The following is an 18,998-nucleotide window of genomic DNA, read 5'->3' as shown; positions in this document are numbered from 1 at the left end:
GAGGCCGCTTCCACAGCGGAAAGAAAGGCGGGGCGGTCGGCCACCAGAACCCGCTCGAACAGGGCCATGCCCTCCAGCGCCGACGTGGGGGACGTGGCGAAGGGGCCGCCCTGGCGCTCCACCCGCACCACCTCGCCGCGCGGGCCGTGGCAGGTTACGAGCAGCATGTCGGAGGGCGGCGCGGCGCTCGCCTTGGTCGCGGCGCGGGCGAGGCCGCCGGCCACCGCCGCGAGGGCCGCGCAGACGAAACCGCTGGCGAGAAGGGTGGTGGCGTTGAGGAGACCGCCGGTGGCGAGGCCCGAGACTTCCGCGAGCAGCACCAGCCCGCCCGAGCCGAGGCCGAGCAGGCCGAGGCCGCTCAGCACCGCGCCGGTCAGGCGGCCGAGGCCGGCAAGGCGCGGCAACGCTTCCCGGTCCCCGCCGTCGCGGGTCGGGAGAGGTCGCGCACCGGCCGCTGCATCGCCGAAGACGTGAGCCACGTCGCCCCCTGTCAAGTGCCGTTGTTCGCCAGCGCGTGTCGCCGCCCTGGCATGACGTTTCGCAAAACCTTGCCACGGTGGGCTTTAAGCGAACGCTAAGCCGGCGCCGATCGCGCGCCGTCAGCGTTAACGATGTCTTGAAAAGTCGGGGCATGGCCGGCGCGCGTCGGCCCACGGGCGGGCGCGTCGGTGGTAGTGTCGAAGGGCGCGAATTCAGTTTCGCCGCCGTTTCAAGAGGGAGCGATGTTCTTCCTGTTCCGCCTCGCCTTCTGGGTCGGCCTCGTGCTGCTCCTCCTTCCCTTCGGCCTCAAGGGCTCGGACGGGCGGGACGTGAGCGTGTTCGATGCCTTCGGCGCCGCCCAGGCGCTGGTGGCGGACCTGCGCGGCTTCTGCGATCGCCAGCCCCAGGCTTGCGCGGTGGGCGGGCAGATGGCCGGGCACTTGGTGGAGAAGGCTCAGGTCGGCGCGCGCTGGGTCTATGAGTCCATCGGTCATCACGAAGGCGCGCCGCCGGCCCCCGTGCAAGGTGCGTCCCCCGCCCAGCCGGGCAGGAATTCGGCGGAAAAGGGCAGCGCGCTCGACCTCACGCCGCAGGATCTGATGCCTTTGTGGGGCGGCGGTGACGCGGCCAAGATGGTGGTGCCGCAGGGCTTCCAGCCCGTTGCCGGGCAGCCGGCGCAGACCATGACCCCCACCCCTCTGCCGCCGCTGCCGCCTCGCCGCCCGGCCTGAGGATGAAGGCGCGGCGGGTTGCGTCGCGCCGATCCGGTACCATGTTCGGGATGTGGATTAGGCAGGCATTGCTTGCCGGCTGTGCTATGCTGCAGCGCAAGGACAGGCGGCCCTGCCCTTTTTCCCGGCCGTCATCTGGTGACGAGGAATTGGCCTCATGAACGCTGACGATCTGATTGCGGATTTTGAATTTCTCGACAATTGGGAAGACCGCTACCGGCACGTGATCGAGCTCGGCAAGAAGCTGCCGCCCTTTCCCGAGGCCGAGCGCAACGACACCAACAAGGTGCAGGGTTGCGCGAGCCAGGTTTGGCTCATCTCCCACGTGAAGGAGACCCCCGCCGGCCCGCTGCTGGAGTTCGAGGGGGATTCCGACGCCCATATCGTGCGCGGTCTCGTGGCGGTGCTGCTCCAACTGGTCTCCGGGCGCACGCCCAAGGAGATCATGGAGACCGACATCCTCGGCGTGTTCCGCCAGATCGGGCTTGAGGGCCATCTGACGCCGCAGCGCTCCAACGGGCTGAGGTCCATGGTCGAGCGCATCCGCGGCCATGCCCGCAATGCGATGGCCGCGGCCTGATGCTGCGGGCCGGCTTCCGGGCCGGCCCAGCTTCCGCCGTCCGCTAGGTTTCGCCAACCCTTATCAGGGCACCGCACGCACGCTGATGCTGGCCTCGGCGAGGCGCTGGCAGAGCCGGCGCTGCCCGGCGATGGGCCACCAGTCGTAGAGGAAGATTTCCATCGGCCGCCAAAGCGCCACCCAGCCGAGAATCAGCAGGCCCTCGGCGGCGAGGCTGGCGAGGTTTTCGAGCCGTGGCTCGGCGATGAGCCCGGCAATGCCCAGGCACAGCGCCAGCACGAGGATGCCGATGGCGAGCGAGACGCGGCCAACCCGAAACAGCTCCGACAGCTCCGCCGAGAGCGCGCGAGCCCTCAGGGCGAAATAGCCGCGGATGGCGTCGGGCAGACCCGCCGCCTCGCTGGTCAGCGCCTCGTCTGGCGGCAGATGGACGATAATGGAGAGCGGAGCGCCGCGCGGCAGCTCGCGCGCCCACTCCACGATGAAGGCTTCCGCCTCCGCGTCGAGGTCGCGTTCCCGGAAGGGGAACGGGTCCAGCATGTTGAAAAGCTGCGGGACCCGCTCGACGCGAATCTCGATTGTGGCGCCTGCGGAATCAGGCCCGGCGACCGGGGTCACGGCGGGAGGTTCGGGGCGTCGCGCCTCAGCGATGGGTGCGGCGGGCGCGCACGCGCACCGGTACCATCTGCCTCTGCTTGGCGGCGAGCTGCGCGAGCGCAACCGCGGCAAGACCAGCGAGGACGAGGGCGGAACCGGCAACGAGGGACAACATCAGATCCTCCACCACCACGCAGGCGCTCGTATTTTCCGCACATTTCCGAAGGGAGGGTGCGACCGATGCGCCGGCGAACAATGCAATCTTAACCGGGTTCGCGCGCTTCGCCACCCGTTCAGATCAAGAAATGTTCCGTTTTGGCGCGATCGGAAGACCTGTCACGGCGATTTGAGAGGCTCAGAGCGGCGAGAGGTAGGGCAGGGGACCGGGGGAGAACTCCCGCCGCACCCGGTCGAGCCGCTCCACCGCGCGGCCGAATGACCCGCGCAGGTGGTCGCGCAGGGCGTTTGCCGCACCCTCCACGTCTGCCGCCGCGAGGCGCTCGGCGACATCGAGATGTTCGGCGATGAAGGGCTCGCGGCCGTGGGGCTGGGGCGCGCGCGCATAAAGGAAGGTGAGGGCGACCAGCAGCGTCTGGCAGGTGGCCAGCGCCTCCATCAGCGTGGCATTGCCGCAGCGGCCGAGCAGGCCGACGTGCAACTCGGTCTCCAGCGCGCCGAGGCGGGCGCCGTCCACCGCGTCGGGGTGGGCGGCGGCATCGCGCAGGTTCGCCAGCAGCGTCGCCACCTGTCCGGGGGCGAGGCGCGGAAAGGCAAGCCGCAGCGCCGCCGGCTCCAGAATGGCGCGCATCTCGAACAGCTCGGCCACATAGGCGGGCGTCAGCGCCGGGGCATACCAGTGCAGGCGGGCGTCCTTGCGCACCACGCCGCGCTGGTTGAGGCGCGAGAGCACTTCGCGGGCGACCGTGCGGCTCACGCCGTAATAGGCGGCGAGATGGTTCTCCACCACGCGGAAGGCCCCGAGCGCGGTGCGCGAGACCACCTCCTGCTCCACGTCCGCATAGATGCGCTGCCACGTCGATTCGGGGGCGAGCTGGATTGGCGCCGCGCCGCTCACATCCGCGGAAGGGACGGCGGGCGCCGGTCCGGCGAGGGGCATGACCTCGAAGCCGTGGCCCTCGCTGCGGCGGACCAGCCCCACCCGCTCCAGCCGCGCCAGCGCTTGCCGCGCCGGTGCGCGGGAGATGCCGAATCGCTCGGCGATGCGGGATTCGAGCAGGCGCTCGCCAGGCGCGAGCGCGCCTGAGGCGATCTGCGAGGCGAGGATGTCGAAGGCGCGTTCATGCAGACGCGGGGCGATGCCGGCCACCGGGCGTGGTCGCCGCTCGCCCGAGGGCAACGCCTTGCCCGCAGACGCCGTGGGGGCCTCACTTGTCACGTCCCGTCCGCTCACGCTCCACGTCCATCGTTCCAGCCGCACCGGTCGCGGCCCGGCGGCAAGGTGCCCCAGGCCGGTGCAAATGCCAAGTTGTCCAAAGGGTTGCCTGCCCGTTTGCCGGCTGACCGGATGCCGCACCGTCGGCCGGGTGAAAGGGAGTTTACACCATCACCGTCCAATGCATACAAAGGACGCTCGCTGAGCCACCCCAGCGCCGCCTCAAGGATTGCCCCATGTCCGCGCCGACTGCCGCGCCCGCTTCCGCCCGCTCTTCCGCCCTCGAACGGCACCGGGAGGACGCGCTGTTCGCCTTCTGCAGCGCGGCCCTCGCGGCTGCGGGGGCGGATGCGGCCAGCGCCGAGGCGGCGGCGCGCGCCATGCTGCACGGCTCGCGCTTCGGGGTGGACAGCCACGGCGTGCGGCTGCTCGACCATTATGTGGCGGTAATCGCGGGCGGCCGGGTGAACGGCCATCCCACGCTCGACTTCCGTGCCGGCGCGGCGGCGGTGGCGACGCTCGATGCCGATCACGGCCACGGGGCCCGCGCTGCCTACGCGGCCATGGACAGGGCGATGGAGAATGCCGCCCTCTACGGCATCGGCGCCGTGGCCATCCGCAACTCGTCCCACTTCGGCGCGGCGGGGGCCTATGCGCTGGCGGCGGCGGAGAAGGGCTATATCGGGCTCGCCTTCTGCAATTCGGACAGTTTCGTGCGCCTGCACGGCGGGGCGGAGCGCTTCCACGGCACCAACCCCATCGCCATGGGCGTACCGGTGAAGGGGGAGGCGCCGTGGTTCCTCGACATGGCCACCAGCGCCGTGCCCTACAATCGGGTGCTGCTCTACCGCAGCCTCGGCCAATCCCTGCCGCCGGAGGTCGCCTCCGATGGGGATGGCTTCGACACCACCGATCCGCACAAGGTGGAAATGCTGGCCCCGTTGGGTGCGGCCTTCGGCTTCAAGGGGGCGGCGCTGGCCGGGGTGGTGGAGGTGTTCAGCGCCGTGCTGGCGGGCGCGCGGCTCTCGTTCGACATCGCACCTATGGGCGGGCCCGACTTCGGCACCCCGCGCAATGTCGGTGCCTTCGTGATGGCGATGAAGCCGGGCGCCTTCCTGCCCGAGGAAGAGTTCGACGCCGCCATGCAGCGCTATCGCCACACGCTGCGCAATTCACGTCCCGCGCCGGGGGATATGGTGATGGCGCCGGGCGATCGCGAATGGAAGGTGGCGGACGAGCGCCGCCACGACGGCATTCCCATCGACCCCGCCACTGCCGAGGCCTTCGACCGCCTCGCCGCGCGATTCGGTCTGGCCCGGCCGAAAGCCGTTTAGCCTCAGGCTTTTCAGCCGAAGATGACCGCCGCGGCGATGATGCCGTAGGCGGTGAGGAAGAGCAGGCTGTCCCGCAGGACCTGTCCGCGAACCGCTGTCATGATGAGCCTCGTGGATTTCACATTCGACTATTTCCCCGAATTTAATATCTAATGTGAATCCACGTCAAAAACATAATTTTAATGTGAATTTGAGGCGCGCAGAATCCCGGCACGGCCGCCGCGATTCCTGGAACATGGGGGATGTGGCGCCGGTCAGGCGATCCGGAGCGCTTCGAGGGCGGCCCGCATCTCGTCGGACAGGGGCGCGGCGCGGCGTTCGGTGAGATCGAAGAGGACGATCACCGTCTCGGCCGTGGCCATGCACTGGCCATCCTGGAAGATGGCCTGCCTGAGGCCCACGGAACTGCGGCCGAGGGAGATGACGCCCGTTCCGATATCCGCCTCGCCCGGCCAATGCATCTCCGCCCGGTAGTCGAGCACGAGCCGGACCAGCGCGAAGCCCATGCCCTGGGGGGCCAGACGGCGCGGCGTCAGCAGCAGGTGGGTGCGCCCCGTCTCCAGATAGGTGGAGAACACCGCATTGTTGACGTGCCCGAGCATGTCGGTGTCGCCATACCGGATGGTGTCGCGCGCCTTCACCGGGAAATCGTCGAGGACGGGGAGGGGGGCCTTTTCGGCCATCAGCCGGCCTTTCCCAGCGCCCGCCAGCCGATGTCGGAGCGGAAGAAGCCGTCCGGCCAGTCGATGCGGGCGACGGCGGCATAGGCGCGTTCGCGGGCCTCGCCCAGCGTCGCCCCGGTGGCGGTGACGTTCAGCACCCGCCCGCCGTTGGAGACGAGCGTGCCGCCCTTCATCCGCGTGCCGGCCTGGAACACGGTGACGCCCTCCAGCGCCGAGGCCTCACCGAGGCCGCCGATGGGCGAGCCGATCTGGTGCGGGCCGGGATAGCCGCGCGAGGCATAGACCACCGTCATGGCCGCGACGGGGGACCACAGGGGCGTCACCTCGGCGAGCCGGCCGGCGGCGGTGGCGTGGAGCACTTCCACCAGATCCCCGGCGAAGCGTGGCATCAGCACCTGGCATTCGGGATCGCCGAAGCGGCAATTGTATTCCACCAGCTTGGGGCCGTCGGCGGTGAGCATGAGCCCGGCATAGAGCACGCCGCGATAGGGCGTTCCGGCCTTGACCATGGCGCGGGCGGTGGGGATGAGGATCTCCTCGATCGCCCGGCGCTCCAGCTCTTCCGTCAGCACCGGGGCGGGGGAATAGGCGCCCATACCGCCGGTGTTGGGGCCGAGGTCGCCGTCATAGGCGCGCTTGTGGTCCTGGGCGCTGCCGAAGGCGACGACGGTCTCGCCGTCCACGAGGGCGAACAGGCTCGCCTCCTCGCCCTCCATGAATTCCTCGATGAGCACCTCGGTGCCGCCGCCGGCGAACACCTGCTCCACCGCGTCCACTGCCTCCTCGACGGTGAGGGCGACGACCACGCCCTTGCCGGCCATCAGCCCGTCCGCCTTCACCACGATGGGTGCGCCCTGCGCGCGGATGTAGGCGGCGGCCTCGGCGGTGGAGGTGAAGCGGCCGAAGGCGGCGGTGGGAATGTCGTTCGCCTTGCACAATTCCTTGGTGAAGAGCTTGGAGCCCTCCAGCCGGGCGGCCGCCGCGGTGGGGCCGAAGGCGAGGATGCCGGCGGCGGCGAGGCGATCCACGAGACCGGCCACCAACGGCGCCTCGGGGCCGACCACCACCAGGTCGATGGTGTGCTCCTGACACCATTTCACGATGGTGTCGTGGGCGGACAGCGGGATGCCTTCCACCACGTCCGCGAACTCGGCGATGCCCGGATTGCCGGGCAAGGCGTAGAACTGACCGATGGTTGGGCTCTGCGCCAGCTTCCAGGCGAGGGCGTGCTCACGCCCTCCCGAACCGAGCAGCAGGATGTTCATGCGGCCTCCCCCGAGTTTCCGACGGATCTTGGTTTTCTGTTCTCTTCGCCTATCGGCTCAAGGCCGCGCAAACAAGGGGCAGGGCTCTGCGCTCGCCGCATGGGGCACCTTCCCGTTATGCTGGTACACCACCCGTCCGGGTTCCGATTCGCATGACCGATGATGCCGAAGTCAGGGCTAATGCGCCCGAATGGAGCGTTTCCGAGCTGTCCGCCGCCCTGCGCCGAACGGTGGAGGACGCCTACGGCCACGTTCGGGTGCGGGGCGAAATTTCCGGCTACCGCGGCCCCCATTCCTCCGGGCACGCCTATTTTTCGCTGAAGGATGCCGGCGCGCGGCTCGATGCGGTGATCTGGAAGGGCACCTTCCAGCGCCTGCGCCTCAAGCCCGAGGAGGGGCTGGAGGTGGTGGCGACCGGCAAGCTCACCACCTATCCGGGAAAATCCGGCTACCAGATCGTCATTGAAACGCTGGAGTTCGCCGGCGCCGGCGCCATCATGGCCATGCTGGACGAGCGCAAGCGCCGCCTCGCCGCCGAAGGCCTGTTCGATCCCGCCCGCAAGCAGGAGCTGCCGTTCCTGCCCAGGGTGATCGGCGTCGTCACCTCGCCCACCGGGGCGGTGATCCGCGACATCCTCCACCGCCTCAATGACCGATTCCCCCGCCGGGTCCTGGTGTGGCCGGTGCGGGTGCAGGGCGAGACCTCGGCCGCCGAGGTGGCGGCCGCCATCCGCGGCTTCAACGATCTGCCCGAGGGCGGGCCGATTCCCCGGCCGGACGTGATCGTGGTGGCGCGGGGCGGAGGTGCGCTGGAGGATCTGCTCGGTTTTTCCGACGAGGCGGTGGTGCGGGCGGCGGCGGAGAGCAGGATCCCGCTGGTCTCGGCCGTGGGCCACGAGACCGACGTGACCCTCATCGATTTCGCCGCCGACGTGCGCGCCCCCACCCCCACGGCTGCGGCCGAGATGGTGGTGCCGGTGCGCACCGATCTGATCGCCACGGTGGAAGATCTCGGCGCCCGCCTGATCGCCGCGCCCTTGCGCCTTCTCGACCGGCGCCGAGCCGATCTGCGCGGCCTCGCCCGGCTCCTCCCGGCGGCGGAAACCCTGCTGGCCCAGCCGCGCCAGCGTCTCGACCTCGCCGCCGAGCGGCTGCCGCGCGCCTTGCGGGCCAACGCTTCCGCCCACCGGCTGCAACTGGCGGCGGTGCAGGCGCGCCTCTCGCCGGAGGCGCTGCGCACGCGGCTGGCGCGGGCGGGTGAACGGCTCGAGGTGCTGGATGGGCGCATGCGCCGGGCGCTGGAGGTGCAGAAGGAGCGCCGCACGGCGCGCCTCGCCTCGCTCTCTCAGCTTCTCAAGGCACTCTCTTACAAAGAGGTGCTGGGTCGGGGGTTCGCGCTGGTGCGGGATGCCGGCGGCCATGCGGTGCGGCGGGCGGCGGACATCGCGGACGGCGCGGCCCTGAGCCTGGAATTCGCCGATGGCCGGGTCGCCGTGCACGCCGGGGAGGGGGCTCCGGCATTGGATACGCCCCCTCGGGCGGCGCCGCGCCCCGCCGGCCGCAAGCCGAAGAAGGTAGAAGGGCCGACACTTTTCGACCCCTGATCGTGCGCCCCTTTCGCGTTGCGGCGCAAAGGGCTATCCTCCCGGCAAACCAGTTTTCGGGACGCTCCCCAGGTGATGAACAGATTCGAACGCTTCCCCGAGCCCCATGGCGAGGCGGAAGTGCGCTACCTCGATGGTGAATTCCGCATCCTGCGGCCCGGCAGCTTCGTGCGCTGCGCCGTGACCGGGCAGAGCATCCCGCTCGACGAGCTGCGCTACTGGAGCGTCGATCTTCAGGAAGCCTATGCCAGCCCCGAGGCCGTGCTCACCCGCGTGCGCGAGCAGCCCCGGCAGGGGTGAGGGCAGCGCTCTCGCGCCCCGGACGCATGCAGCGACAGCGGAATGGGAGCCGGGGCCCAGCGCAAGGGCCCGCCGAAGGCGCTTCCTGATCCCACTGTTCTCAGACATTGCCCCGCTGCGCGGGTGTTTTCCCCTGGGCCCCGGATCAGCGCTCCGGCTGCGCCGTCGTTTGTCCGGGGAGCGGGGCGCCCGCCTCAGCCCTGCGGCTGAAGCGTCTCCAGGAAGCGGATGGGCTGGCCGGCGGACGGCCCCGTCAGTTCGCCCTCCCACATCACCTTGCGGCCGCGCACGAAGGTGCCCACGGGCCAGCCGGTGACGTCCTTGCCGTCATAGGGCGTCCACTGGGCGCGCGAGGCGATCCAGCCATTGGTGATGGTGGCGCGGCGCTTCAGGTCCACCACGGTGAAGTCGGCGTCGTAGCCCACCACGATGCGCCCCTTGCCGGCGATGCCGAACAGGCGCGCCGGGCCGGCGCTGGTGAGGTCGATGAAGCGCTCCAGCGTCAGGCGGCCGGCGGCCACGTGATCCAGCATCAGCGGCACCAGCGTCTGCACGCCGGTCATGCCCGAGGGGCTTTCGGGATAGGGCTTGCTCTTTTCTTCCAGCGTGTGCGGCGCGTGGTCGGAGCCGAGCACGTCCACGACACCATTGGCGATGGCCGCCCACAGGCCGTCGCGATGGCGCGCCCCGCGCACCGGCGGGTTCATCTGGGCCAGCGTCCCGAGCCGCTCGTAGCATTCCGGGGCGGCCATGGTGAGGTGATGGGGCGTCACCTCCACCGAGGCCACGTCGCGCGCGTCGGCGAGGAAATCCATCTCCTCGGCCGAGGTCACGTGCAGCACATGCACCCGCGCGCCGGTCTCGCGGGCGAGGTTCACCAGCCGCCGGGTGGCGGTGAGGGCCGCGATCTCGTCGCGCCACACCGGGTGGGAGGAGGCATCACCCGGCACGCGCAGGCTCTTGCGCTCCTGCAGGCGTGGCTCGTCCTCGCAATGGAAGGCGGCGCGGCGGCGGATGACCTTCAGGATGTTGCGCACGCCGTCGTCGTCCGGCACCAGCAGCGAGCCGGTGGAGGAGCCAATGAACACCTTGATGCCGGCGGCGCCGGGCAGGCGCTCCAGCTCCGGCAGGTCCTTCACATTGTCATGGGTGCCACCCACATAGAAGGCGAAGTCGCAATGCATGCGGTTCGTGCCGCGGGCGATCTTGTCTTCCAGCGCGGAGGGGTTGGTGGTCTGGGGAATGGTGTTCGGCATCTCGAACACGCCGGTCACGCCGCCCATGACGGCGGCGCGGGAGCCGGTCTCCAGGTCTTCCTTCTGCTCCAGCCCCGGCTCGCGGAAATGCACCTGCGTGTCGATGACACCGGGGAGGATATGAAGGCCGGTGGCGTCCACCACCTCGCCCGCGCTCGCGGCGGAGAGATCACCGATGGCGCGGATCCGCCCGCCCGTGACACCGATGTCGGCAACGGCAATGCCGGCGGGGGTCGCGACCGCGCCGCCCTTGAGCAGCAGATCGAAAGTCACGGGCATGGGACGGGCTCGCTCTTGATGGGGACAGGCTGGCGGCCTTAAATCTGTTTTTTATTTTGCTGACAAGGACGGCCCCCATGCCGCTCATTCATTTGAACGATCGTACCCTCATTCGTGCCGATGGCTCCGATGCGGTGAAGCTCCTGCATTCCGTCATCACCTGCAACGTGAAGACCATGGCGCCGGGAGACGCCCGCTATGGCGGCCTGCTCACCCCGCAGGGCAAGATCATCTCCGATTTCCTGTTCTACGGCCTCGCCGAGGAGAGCTTCCTGTTCGACGTCCCCGCGGAGCGAGCGGAGGATCTCCTCAAGCGGCTGATCTTCCATCGCCTTCGGGCCAAGGTGACGTTCGAGGTGGCGGCCGACCTCGCGGTTGTGGCTGTCTTCGGCGATCACGGCGCCCTGCCGGAGGGCCGGCTCTTCACCGATCCGCGCTATCCCGGCCTCGGCCAGCGGCTGGTGCTGGAGAAGGCCGTCGCGGACGGGCTTTCGAGCGATCTTGCCGCCTATGAGGCGCACCGCATCGCCCTCGGCATTCCCAAGGGTGGAGCCGATTTCACCTATGGCGACACCTTTCCCCACGAGGCCGACATGGACCAGCTCGGCGGCGTGGACTTCAAGAAGGGCTGCTATGTTGGGCAGGAGGTGGTGAGCCGCATGGAGCACCGCTCCACCCCGCGCAACCGGCTGGTGGAAGTCATCTTTCACACCCCGCTCGCGGTCGGGCAGGAGATCGTGGCGGGCGACAAGAGCGTCGGCCAGCTCACCTCCGTCACCGAGGGGCGGGGCATCGCCACCGTCCGCCTCGACCGCGCCACCGATGCCCGCGCCGAGGGCGTGCCGCTGACGGCCGGGGCGGTGGAGGTGGAATTGCGCAAGCCCGAATGGGCGACCTTCCCGCTGGACTGGGAAAAGAAGGTCAGCGCGCTGGATGCCAAATTCAAAGCCACCTGAGGAGCCCAAGAGAATGGACGATGCCGCGCCGAAGCCCGTGCGCCAGCCCTTGATCGCGCATGCGGACGGCCATGCCCGCTGCTTCTGGTGCGGCACCGATCCCTTCTACATGGCCTATCACGACGATGAATGGGGCGTGCCCGAGCGCGACAGCCGCGCCCTGTTCGAGAAGCTGCTGCTGGACGGCTTCCAGGCCGGCCTCTCCTGGATCACCATCCTCCGGAAGCGGGAGAATTTCCGCCGCGCCTTCGACGGCTTCGAGCCGGAGATCATCGCCCGCTACGACGCCACCAAGGTGGAGGCGCTGATGCAGGATGCCGGCATCGTGCGCAACCGGGCGAAGGTGGAGGGCGCGGTGCTCTCCGCCCGCGGCTATCTCGATCTGCGCGACAAGGGGATCGCGTTCACCGATTTCATGTGGGATGCGGTGGACGGCGAGACGAAGGTGAACCGCCCCCGTCGCATCGCCGACGTGCCCGCCGAGACGGCCGAATCGAAGGCCCTGTCCAAGCGGCTCAAGGCGGCGGGCTTCAAGTTCGTCGGTCCCACCATCGTCTATGCCGCCATGCAGGCGTGCGGCCTCGTGGACGACCATCTGGAAGGCTGCCACTGCGCCAAAGCGTGAGGCTTGAAGGGAGGTGCCGCGCGGAACCGGGGACAGGGTGGCACATTTCGCCCCGCGCCCCTTTCATCGGCGGACGGCGGCGCCTATATTCACCGGGCCGGCGCAAGTCGGCTATGGCGATAAATCGGTGTTGGAATAAGCCTTTCGGACCCGGGGGCGGTACCCGGCGCCTCCACCAAAGCCCGTTTTTCCCTTGGGAAAGTCGGGCTCCGGCGGGGGCGAAATAGGATCGACGAGGGTGTAAAGAGCATTCTTTCGCTCGGCATTGTACCGCCGTTATCGGGCTAAACTTATAGTTGCCAACGACAACTATGCTCCGGTTGCTCTGGCCGCGTGAGCGGTTTGACGATCGAAATCAAAGTCCTACCGGGTAGCACTGGATAGGCGGGGTTCGGAGGCACCTGGCAACAGAAGCCTCCACTTCCCTCCCGACCGGCCGAAGGGGGGAAGCGCGCTCCTTCGTTCGTCCTTTCGGCCGCGGCGCCACCTGTCCACGGTGCCGCCCGGAAGGTCTCCGGAGCCTGGCTCGTCATCAGGCCGGAGGGACTTAAGCGGGCTCATGACGGTCGATCACATCCGCTACGATCTTCTCGCACAGGAAGCCCTGCGCTCCGTGGTGCGCCGTGTGCTCACGGACGTGGCCAAGACCGGCCTGCCGGGCGACCACCATTTCTTCATCTCCTTCGACACCCGCGCCCCCGGCGTCCGGCTTTCCCAGCGCATGCTGGAGAAATATCCGGAGGAGATGACCATCGTGCTCCAGCACCAGTTCTGGGACCTGATCGTCACCGAGACCTCGTTCGAGGTCGGCCTCTCCTTCGGTGGCATTCCCGAGCGCCTGCTGGTGCCCTTCACCGCCCTCAAGGGCTTCTTCGACCCGGCCGTGAAGTTCGGCCTCCAGTTCGAGACCCTCACCGCCGATGCGGACGGGGAAGAGACGGACGACGCCCCGCTGGAGACGCCCGTCTCGGCCAATGGCGCGGCCTCCAATGCACCGACCCCGCTCAAGCCCGCGCCCGGCGCCGCCTCCGAGCCGGCGCTGGCCAGTGCGGCGTCCACCGCCGAGGGGGCGGAAAAGCCCGCCGGCGGTGCGCAGGTGGTGCAGCTCGACGTCTTCCGCAACAAGAAGTAGCCGGCCGGACCCCGCCGGTGACCGCCGAGACCGATGTGGTCGTGATCGGGGCCGGCGCCGCCGGCCTTGCGGGCGGAGCGCGGCTGAAAGCGGCGGGTGTCCCCTTCGAGATCATCGAGGCCGCCCCCGTCGCCGGCGGTCGGGCGGCGACCGACACCACCACCCTCGGTGTGCCCTTCGACCTCGGCTGCCACTGGCTGCACGATGCGCGGCACAATCCCTTCACCGCCCTCGCTGATGCCCACGGCTTTCGTGTCGGTCGCAGCGCCGTGCCGCGCCGGCGGCTCCTTCTCGGCGACCGCTTCTCCACTGACGCGGAAAAGGATGCCGCCGATGCGGAGGTGGATGCCGTCTTCGACGCCATTCATGCCGCCGGCCGGGCCGGTCGCGACGTCTCCGCCGCCGCGGTGATCGCGGAGCGGGGCGCCGGGCGCTATGACGTCCTCGCCCGGCACTGGCTGGAGCTGATGTCGGCCGCCGGGCCGTCGGACATTTCCGCCGTGGACTTCGCGCTCTATCGCGACACGGACGACAATTGGCCGGTGCTCGACGGCTATGGCGCGCTGGTGCTGGCGGTGGCGGGCGATCTGAAGGTGACGCTCGGCTGTCCGGTGCGGCGCATCGATCGCAGGGGCCGGCGCCTCTCCATCGAGACGGAGCGGGGCGCCATCGCCTGCCGCGCGGCGGTGGTCACGGTGTCCACGGCAGTGATCGCCGCTGGCCGCCTCGCTTTCGATCCCGCCTTGCCGCCGGACGTCGCGGAGGCGTTCGCCGCTTTGCCGCTCGGCTTCGCCGAGAAGGTGGCGCTGCTGTTCGACCGGGACGTGTTCGGCTTGCCCGAGCGCACCGGCCTCGATGCGGTGGACCCGGCCCATCCCGGACAAGCCGGCGCCTCGGTCATGCTGCGGCCGGGTGGCGTGCCGGCAGCTCTCGTGCATGTGGCCGGGCCGGAAGCGCAGGCGATGGCGGCCGAGGGGCCGGATGCGCTGGCCGATTTCGCCCTCGGTGTGCTGGCGTCCGCCTTCGGCGAGGATGTGCGGCGCCATGTGGTGCGTCGCCTGACAACCGACTGGGCCGGAATGCCCTTCATCGGCGGCGCCTATTCCTGCGCGCTGCCGGGCAAGGCGCATCTGCGTACTAGGCTTCACGAACCGTTCGATTCGCGCATCGTCTTCGCAGGGGAGGCGCTGGGCGGCCCCGCCTTCTCCACCTGCCACGGCGCGCACATCTCCGGCATCGCAGCCGCCGAGACCGCCCTCGCCCAATTGGAGAACGCCGCATGAGCGCGACCCGTCATCCCCTCGCGCTGGTGGTCGCGGTGTCGCGCAACGGCGTCATCGGCGTCGGCGGTGGCCTGCCGTGGCGCCTGCCCTCGGATCTGAAGCGCTTCCGCGCCATCACCTGGGGCAAGCCGATCCTGATGGGGCGGCGCACCTTCGAGTCCATCGGCAAGCCGCTGCCGGGGCGCACGTCCGTGGTGGTGAGCACCGATCCGGCCTTCTCCCCGCCCGAGGGTGTGCTGAAGGGGGCCTCGCTGGCTGAAGGTCTCGCGCTGGCGGACGATGCGGCGGATGCCATGGGCGCGGACGCCATCATGGTCATCGGCGGCGAGCGCGTGTTTCGCGAGACGCTCCCCATGTCCCGCTGGCTGCACCTCACCGAGGTCGATGCCGCCCCCGAGGGCGACGTGCTCTTCCCGGCCTTCGATCGCAGCCAATGGCAGGAGACCGGCCGCGAGGGGCCGATCCGCGGCGAGAAGGACGAAGCCGCCTTTACCTATGTGACGCTCGAACGGGTCTGATCGGCCCGCTCAGCGCGCGCCCACCAGGCCGGGCGGGCGCGGCAGGTCGCCGAAGCCGGAGGTGGGCGGCAACTGGCCGTCCGTGGGCGCCGGCACGCTGAAGCGCGGCGGAGGCGGCGGCTCGACGCGGTCGGTGCGGCGCGGGGCGGGGGGCTGCGTCTGGCGCACCACAGGCTGATGGCGAGGCTCGCCCGTGGGCTCGGGCGTGGCGTGGCTTTCCAGCTGGCGCTCGGGTTCTGCGCGGGCCGGCGCCGCCTGATGGGTCTGGCGGGACTGGACCTCGCCCGGCGTCGCGGTGCCGGCGGTACCGGAGGCGGTGGGCACGCCGAAGCCGGACGCGGGCACATCCCGCCGCTCGATCTCCTGATTGCGATCCACCGCGCGCGGCACCGGCACCGGAGCCGGCTGGGGCGCGGGCGGAGCTATGGCCACAGGGGCTGGCGCGGGCGCCGGAGCGGGGGCTGCCGGTTGAGGAGGCGTCGTTGCCGCCGGAGGGATGACGGCAGGTTTCGCCGCAGGCGTCACCGGGGCGACGACAGCCGGGGCAGGGGCGGCAACGACCGGAGCAGGAATAACCGGCGCCGGGGTCACGGACACAGGCGCGACGGGCGCGACGGTCGCCGGAGCGGTCGCCGGCTCGGGGGCCGGCGTGCCGCCGCGCTGGCGGTCCTCCAGACGGCGGGTCTCGCGCTCGATGGCCCGCATAGCGATGACGCTGGTCGCGGCCGCCGCGCTCACCCGCCGCTCGGGCGAAGCCACCGGCCCGCGCCAGGAGATGGCGCCGCCGGGCACGCCGCCGGCGGCTTCGGTGCCTTCGAGGTCCATGCCGGCATCGAGGACCAGCCGCGACAGGTCGAGGCTGCCGGAAAGGCCGACGCGCGCAGTGTCCGCCGTGGTGCGGGCGGGGGAAAGGCGGGCGACGCCGTTCACCACGCCCAGCGTCGTTTCCACGAAGGCGAGCTTGAGCGGCCCCTTGGCCAGCGCGCGATCCAGCATCTGCGCGGTGCGGCGCTCATCAGGCGGCGGCGAAAGGGGGGCGGCCTCGGCCAGTACCGCGTCGAGGGCGGCGGGGCTGGCATTCTCGATCACGAGGTCACGCACGCCGAGGGTGCCCTGCCCGGAGAGACTCTGCACGATGGTCTGCACGCTGCGGCCCGAGCCGCCGAGATCGAGCAGCAGGTTCACGCGTCCCTTGGGCGGGGTGCGGGCGCCGGTCGGGGCGATGAGGGCGCTTGCGTCCACCTGCTCCAGCACGAGGCGGCCGTCGGCCTGGAGGAGGTCGTTCTGCCGCTTCAGCCGGAGCGAGGCGGCGACCCGCCCCCCGCCGAGGCTGCCGGAGAGGTCGCGCAGGTCGAAATCCGTGCCGTCGCTGACGAGCACGACGCGGCCCTTGTCCAGCGCATAGGGGCCGAGCGCGGCGATACGTCCGGCGGAGAGTTCCAGATTGAGGCCGATGCCGCCCGCCGAGGCGGGGGCGAGCCGGGCGGTGTTCCACAGGCCGGCCGGTCCGCTCTCCGCCCCGGCACGGGCGGCGAACATGCCGAGGATGCGCGGGACCGAGAGGGTATCGAAGGCCAGCTTGCCGGAGAGCCGCGGCACCGCGCCGGGCTCGAACTCCACGTTGCCGGAGACGGGCGCCGCCGCCAGCGAGCCGGTCAGCTCGCCGAGGCGCCACGCACCGGCGCGGCGGGAAAGGGTGAAGGCGAGGGCGGTGGGCACTGGCCCTTCCACGGCGGCGGAGGCCTGCGGCAGCAGCCGGCCGAGGTCCGCCCCGTCGAGGCGCATGGCGAGGTTCGGCTCGATGCTGCCGCCGGACAGGCGGGCGGTGCCCTGCGCCTGCGCCGTGAGGTCGGCGACCGTGATGCGGCCGCGCACCTGCGCCTCGTCCTGCGTCAGCGGATCGACGGAGAGTTCCACCCGGGCCGGGCCGAGCCTTTGTCCGAGCCCGTCAACGCCGAGGGCGGCGAGCGCGCGCCCGCCGTCGGTCGCGTCCGCCTTCAGGGCGATGCGCAGCGGCACGCCGGCGGTGGTGCGGGCGAAGGCGACATCGCCGGAGATCTGCCCCAGCGTGCCGGCGATGGTGACATTGCGCCCGCCGGCCTCGGCCCAGACCACGGTGCTGTTGAGCTTCACCGGGGAGGCGATGGGCAGGAGGTTGCCGATGACCTGCGCCGTTTCCTCTCCAGCCAGAAGCCGCGCCACGGGCACGAGCCCGTCGGCCCTGGCGCCGGAGGCGGTGATGTTGAATTCGCCGCGCGGGGTGGTGGAGAAATTCTCCATGCGCCCGGCGCCCTCGACGCGCAGGCCGGCGAAATCGTCCATCACCATGCGGGCAAGGCGCCAGTTGCCGCCGGTGGCGGAGCCTTCGAGGTTCAGGCCGCGCAGCGGCAGGCCGGACAGGGTGAGGTTGCGCCCGTCGATGGCCACCTGCCCGTCCGCGCCCCCGCCCACGGCGGCGGAGGCGGTCTGCACGGCGGCGATCAGCGGGTCGAGGTCAAAGCCGTTCAGCGACAGGCGCAGGTCGAGCTTGGGCGGCGCGTTGTCCGGCAGCGCGGCCGAGGCCGAGCCGCGCACGCGGCTGGCGGCGAAGGTGGCGTCCAGCATGTCCACCGCGATGCGCGACGGACCGGCGGTGACGCGGCCGGAGATGCGCACCGGCCCCTTCGCTGCCGCCACATAGTCGCGCGGGGCGGTGGGCGCCGCCCAGCGCAGGAAGACGGCCGGGTCATCGGCGGAGAAGGAGACGTTGCCGTCGAAGCCGCCGCCGCCATTGGCGCGGGTGGGCATGCCGGAGAGGCGGAGGGAGGCCTTGCCGGGCAGCTGCGCCTCGGCGCTGTCCACCCGCCAGCCGGCGGCGGAGCCGGAGATGTCGGCCCGCACATCGCGCACCATGGTGCCACCGAGCACCAGCTGCTCCACGGAAAGACCGATGCGCGAGGCGATGTCCGGCGCCGGAAGGGCCGCGACGCCGCCGAGGAAGCGGGCAAGCGAGGCGGCCGGGCTGCCGCTGCCGGCGTCAGCGTCCTTGGTGCCGGTGGCTGCCCGCACGGCGTCGATGTCGAGGCTGCGGGCATTCAGCACCGCATCAAGGCCAATGGCGCGGCCGAGGGCGAGGCGCGCCGAGCCGGTGAGCTGCGCCGGGGTGGCCGAGCCGCCCAGCGCGAGGTCGAGGCTTTCCGCCAGCACTGCTTCCGGGCTCGCCTTCAGCGTGCCGGAGAGCTGCCACGCCTCCGCCCCGTCACCATGGCGGGAGAGGGTGGCGCGGCCGTCGAAACGCGGCTTGGCACCGGCCACGTTGAGGCTGCCGTCGAGATCGAGGGCAAACGGGCGGGTGCGCCCGTCCAGCACGATGCGCAGTTTGCCGGCACCGTCATCGCCGATCTTGCCGAGGGTGGAGCGCACGGCGAACCGCGCCGCGCCGGCCTGCACCTCGCCATCCAGCCGGAACGGGCCGGAGAGGGAGCGCGCCTCACCCTTGAGGTCGACGTCATCGATGCTGACGCGGTGGTCCGAGGCGCGGTCGAGCAGATCGAGGCTGCCGTCCTCCACCTCCAGCCGGGCGATGGAGAGTTCCGCCGCGCGTCCGGAGCCGGTGGGCATGGCGACACGGCCGGCGCTGTCCAGCACCACGCGGATCTGCGGCTTGCGCAGGGTGACGCCGGTGGCCTGGATGTCGCCGCGCATCAGGGCGCCGAGGGAAAGCTCGGCGGTGAGTTCCTTCACCGTGCCACCGGTGGACACCACGTCGCCGAGGGTCACGTCGCGCAGGACGATGCGGGGGGCGGGCAGGATCTCGGCGTCGATGGAGCCGCGGATGACCACGGGCAGGCCCAGCGTGCGGCCCATCTCGGTCTCGAACGTGCCGCGCCACTGGTTCCAGTCCACCACGAACGGCGCGGCGAAGGCCGCGCTGATGGCGAGGACTATGGCCGAGGCGAGGCTGATGAGAATGCCCTGCACACGCGTCTCCCGATGAGGCCCC

Annotated in this window: 17 protein-coding genes, 1 other RNA gene and 1 pseudogene; 11 read left to right on the top strand and 8 right to left on the bottom strand. The window is 70.7% G+C overall.

What is annotated here, in order from left to right:
• Positions 1-479 (bottom strand): annotated as a pseudogene (locus tag ACE3QW_RS15640) (hypothetical protein); the annotation flags it as partial.
• A gap of 243 nt (positions 480-722) precedes the next feature.
• Here ACE3QW_RS15640 and ACE3QW_RS15635 point away from each other — a divergent pair.
• Positions 723-1,211: a DUF5330 domain-containing protein gene (locus ACE3QW_RS15635; RefSeq protein ID WP_374252370.1), complete on the top strand. Its 489-nt coding sequence runs from the start codon at positions 723-725 to the stop codon at positions 1,209-1,211.
• A gap of 157 nt (positions 1,212-1,368) precedes the next feature.
• Positions 1,369-1,791 carry a SufE family protein gene (locus ACE3QW_RS15630; RefSeq protein ID WP_024277798.1) on the top strand — a complete coding sequence of 141 codons (423 nt, stop codon included), beginning with the start codon at positions 1,369-1,371 and terminating at the stop codon, positions 1,789-1,791.
• A 63-nt stretch (positions 1,792-1,854) separates the two neighbouring features.
• Here ACE3QW_RS15630 and ACE3QW_RS15625 read toward each other — a convergent pair whose 3' ends face one another.
• The 3 genes from ACE3QW_RS15625 to ACE3QW_RS15615 all read right to left on the bottom strand — a co-directional run bounded on the left by ACE3QW_RS15625 (position 1,855) and on the right by ACE3QW_RS15615 (position 3,784).
• On the bottom strand, positions 1,855-2,409 hold the full coding sequence (locus tag ACE3QW_RS15625; protein WP_374252368.1) for a hypothetical protein: 555 nt from the start codon (positions 2,407-2,409) through the stop codon (positions 1,855-1,857).
• 25 nt (positions 2,410-2,434) lie between these two features.
• A complete protein-coding gene (locus ACE3QW_RS15620; protein ID WP_280938287.1) occupies positions 2,435-2,563 on the bottom strand; it encodes a hypothetical protein in 129 nt (42 codons plus the stop codon).
• Between the two features lie 180 nt (positions 2,564-2,743).
• Complete coding sequence (locus ACE3QW_RS15615) at positions 2,744-3,784, bottom strand: GntR family transcriptional regulator (protein ID WP_374252365.1); 1,041 nt, start codon at positions 3,782-3,784, stop codon at positions 2,744-2,746.
• A 233-nt stretch (positions 3,785-4,017) separates the two neighbouring features.
• Here ACE3QW_RS15615 and ACE3QW_RS15610 point away from each other — a divergent pair, with 233 nt between their 5' ends.
• Positions 4,018-5,115: an Ldh family oxidoreductase gene (locus ACE3QW_RS15610; protein ID WP_374252363.1), complete on the top strand. Its 1,098-nt coding sequence runs from the start codon at positions 4,018-4,020 to the stop codon at positions 5,113-5,115.
• A 254-nt stretch (positions 5,116-5,369) separates the two neighbouring features.
• Here the strand turns inward: ACE3QW_RS15610 and ACE3QW_RS15605 are convergent, their stop codons facing one another.
• Entirely contained in the window at positions 5,370-5,798 is a 429-nt protein-coding gene (locus ACE3QW_RS15605; RefSeq protein WP_374252362.1) for an acyl-CoA thioesterase, read from the bottom strand.
• Positions 5,798-7,063, bottom strand: coding sequence for a phosphoribosylamine--glycine ligase (purD, locus tag ACE3QW_RS15600; RefSeq protein ID WP_374252360.1), 1,266 nt, complete (start codon positions 7,061-7,063; stop codon positions 5,798-5,800). Before purD ends, ACE3QW_RS15605 begins: the two co-directional genes overlap by 1 nt.
• Before the next feature lie 152 nt (positions 7,064-7,215).
• Between purD and xseA the strand changes: the two genes are divergently transcribed.
• Entirely contained in the window at positions 7,216-8,667 is a 1,452-nt protein-coding gene (gene xseA, locus ACE3QW_RS15595) for an exodeoxyribonuclease VII large subunit (protein WP_374252358.1), read from the top strand.
• A gap of 75 nt (positions 8,668-8,742) precedes the next feature.
• On the top strand, positions 8,743-8,967 hold the full coding sequence (locus ACE3QW_RS15590; protein ID WP_374252356.1) for a DUF2093 domain-containing protein: 225 nt from the start codon (positions 8,743-8,745) through the stop codon (positions 8,965-8,967).
• 194 nt (positions 8,968-9,161) lie between these two features.
• Here ACE3QW_RS15590 and ACE3QW_RS15585 read toward each other — a convergent pair whose 3' ends face one another.
• Positions 9,162-10,502, bottom strand: a complete 1,341-nt coding sequence (locus tag ACE3QW_RS15585; RefSeq protein ID WP_374252353.1) for a dihydroorotase — start codon at positions 10,500-10,502, stop codon at positions 9,162-9,164.
• A 77-nt stretch (positions 10,503-10,579) separates the two neighbouring features.
• On the opposite strand from ACE3QW_RS15585, the gene ACE3QW_RS15580 reads away from it, so the two are divergent.
• The 6 genes from ACE3QW_RS15580 (at position 10,580) to ACE3QW_RS15555 (ending at position 15,016) form a co-directional block, all read left to right on the top strand.
• Positions 10,580-11,458, top strand: a complete 879-nt coding sequence (locus tag ACE3QW_RS15580) for a folate-binding protein YgfZ (RefSeq protein ID WP_374252351.1) — start codon at positions 10,580-10,582, stop codon at positions 11,456-11,458.
• Positions 11,459-11,471: 13 nt separating this feature from the next.
• Positions 11,472-12,083 carry a DNA-3-methyladenine glycosylase I gene (locus tag ACE3QW_RS15575; protein ID WP_374252350.1) on the top strand — a complete coding sequence of 204 codons (612 nt, stop codon included), beginning with the start codon at positions 11,472-11,474 and terminating at the stop codon, positions 12,081-12,083.
• Positions 12,084-12,140: 57 nt separating this feature from the next.
• Positions 12,141-12,505, top strand: a transfer-messenger RNA (tmRNA) gene (gene ssrA / locus ACE3QW_RS15570).
• Between the two features lie 137 nt (positions 12,506-12,642).
• Positions 12,643-13,215, top strand: coding sequence for an SspB family protein (locus ACE3QW_RS15565; RefSeq protein ID WP_024277808.1), 573 nt, complete (start codon positions 12,643-12,645; stop codon positions 13,213-13,215).
• A 17-nt stretch (positions 13,216-13,232) separates the two neighbouring features.
• The gene (locus ACE3QW_RS15560; RefSeq protein ID WP_374252348.1) at positions 13,233-14,498 is read left to right on the top strand and encodes a flavin monoamine oxidase family protein; all 1,266 of its coding nucleotides are present in this window, start codon (positions 13,233-13,235) and stop codon (positions 14,496-14,498) included.
• Positions 14,495-15,016, top strand: coding sequence for a dihydrofolate reductase (locus tag ACE3QW_RS15555; RefSeq protein WP_374252346.1), 522 nt, complete (start codon positions 14,495-14,497; stop codon positions 15,014-15,016). The genes ACE3QW_RS15560 and ACE3QW_RS15555 overlap by 4 nt, the downstream gene beginning before the upstream one ends.
• Positions 15,017-15,025: 9 nt before the next feature.
• Here ACE3QW_RS15555 and ACE3QW_RS15550 read toward each other — a convergent pair whose 3' ends face one another.
• Complete coding sequence (locus ACE3QW_RS15550; protein WP_374252344.1) at positions 15,026-18,976, bottom strand: AsmA family protein; 3,951 nt, start codon at positions 18,974-18,976, stop codon at positions 15,026-15,028.
• Positions 18,977-18,998: the final 22 nt, after the last annotated feature.

Origin of the sequence: Xanthobacter sp. (genome assembly GCF_041911315.1) — a bacterium.
In the GTDB taxonomy this organism is placed as follows: Bacteria; Pseudomonadota; Alphaproteobacteria; order Rhizobiales; family Xanthobacteraceae; genus Xanthobacter; species Xanthobacter aminoxidans.
This window is presented reverse-complemented; position numbering and strand designations above follow the sequence as displayed.

Bases quoted from the DNA above. Each gene is read 5' to 3' on its own strand.
- ACE3QW_RS15590 (WP_374252356.1), top strand. From the start codon at position 8,743: ATGAACAGATTCGAACGCTTCCCCGAGCCCCATGGCGAGGCGGAAGTG.
- ACE3QW_RS15585 (WP_374252353.1), bottom strand. From the start codon at position 10,502: ATGCCCGTGACTTTCGATCTGCTGCTCAAGGGCGGCGCGGTCGCGACC.
- ACE3QW_RS15580 (WP_374252351.1), top strand. From the start codon at position 10,580: ATGCCGCTCATTCATTTGAACGATCGTACCCTCATTCGTGCCGATGGC.
- ACE3QW_RS15565 (WP_024277808.1), top strand. From the start codon at position 12,643: ATGACGGTCGATCACATCCGCTACGATCTTCTCGCACAGGAAGCCCTG.
- ACE3QW_RS15605 (WP_374252362.1), bottom strand. From the start codon at position 5,798: ATGGCCGAAAAGGCCCCCCTCCCCGTCCTCGACGATTTCCCGGTGAAG.
- ACE3QW_RS15630 (WP_024277798.1), top strand. From the start codon at position 1,369: ATGAACGCTGACGATCTGATTGCGGATTTTGAATTTCTCGACAATTGG.
- ACE3QW_RS15620 (WP_280938287.1), bottom strand. From the start codon at position 2,563: ATGTTGTCCCTCGTTGCCGGTTCCGCCCTCGTCCTCGCTGGTCTTGCC.
- ACE3QW_RS15555 (WP_374252346.1), top strand. From the start codon at position 14,495: ATGAGCGCGACCCGTCATCCCCTCGCGCTGGTGGTCGCGGTGTCGCGC.
- ACE3QW_RS15635 (WP_374252370.1), top strand. From the start codon at position 723: ATGTTCTTCCTGTTCCGCCTCGCCTTCTGGGTCGGCCTCGTGCTGCTC.
- xseA (WP_374252358.1), top strand. From the start codon at position 7,216: ATGACCGATGATGCCGAAGTCAGGGCTAATGCGCCCGAATGGAGCGTT.
- purD (WP_374252360.1), bottom strand. From the start codon at position 7,063: ATGAACATCCTGCTGCTCGGTTCGGGAGGGCGTGAGCACGCCCTCGCC.
- ACE3QW_RS15610 (WP_374252363.1), top strand. From the start codon at position 4,018: ATGTCCGCGCCGACTGCCGCGCCCGCTTCCGCCCGCTCTTCCGCCCTC.
- ACE3QW_RS15575 (WP_374252350.1), top strand. From the start codon at position 11,472: ATGGACGATGCCGCGCCGAAGCCCGTGCGCCAGCCCTTGATCGCGCAT.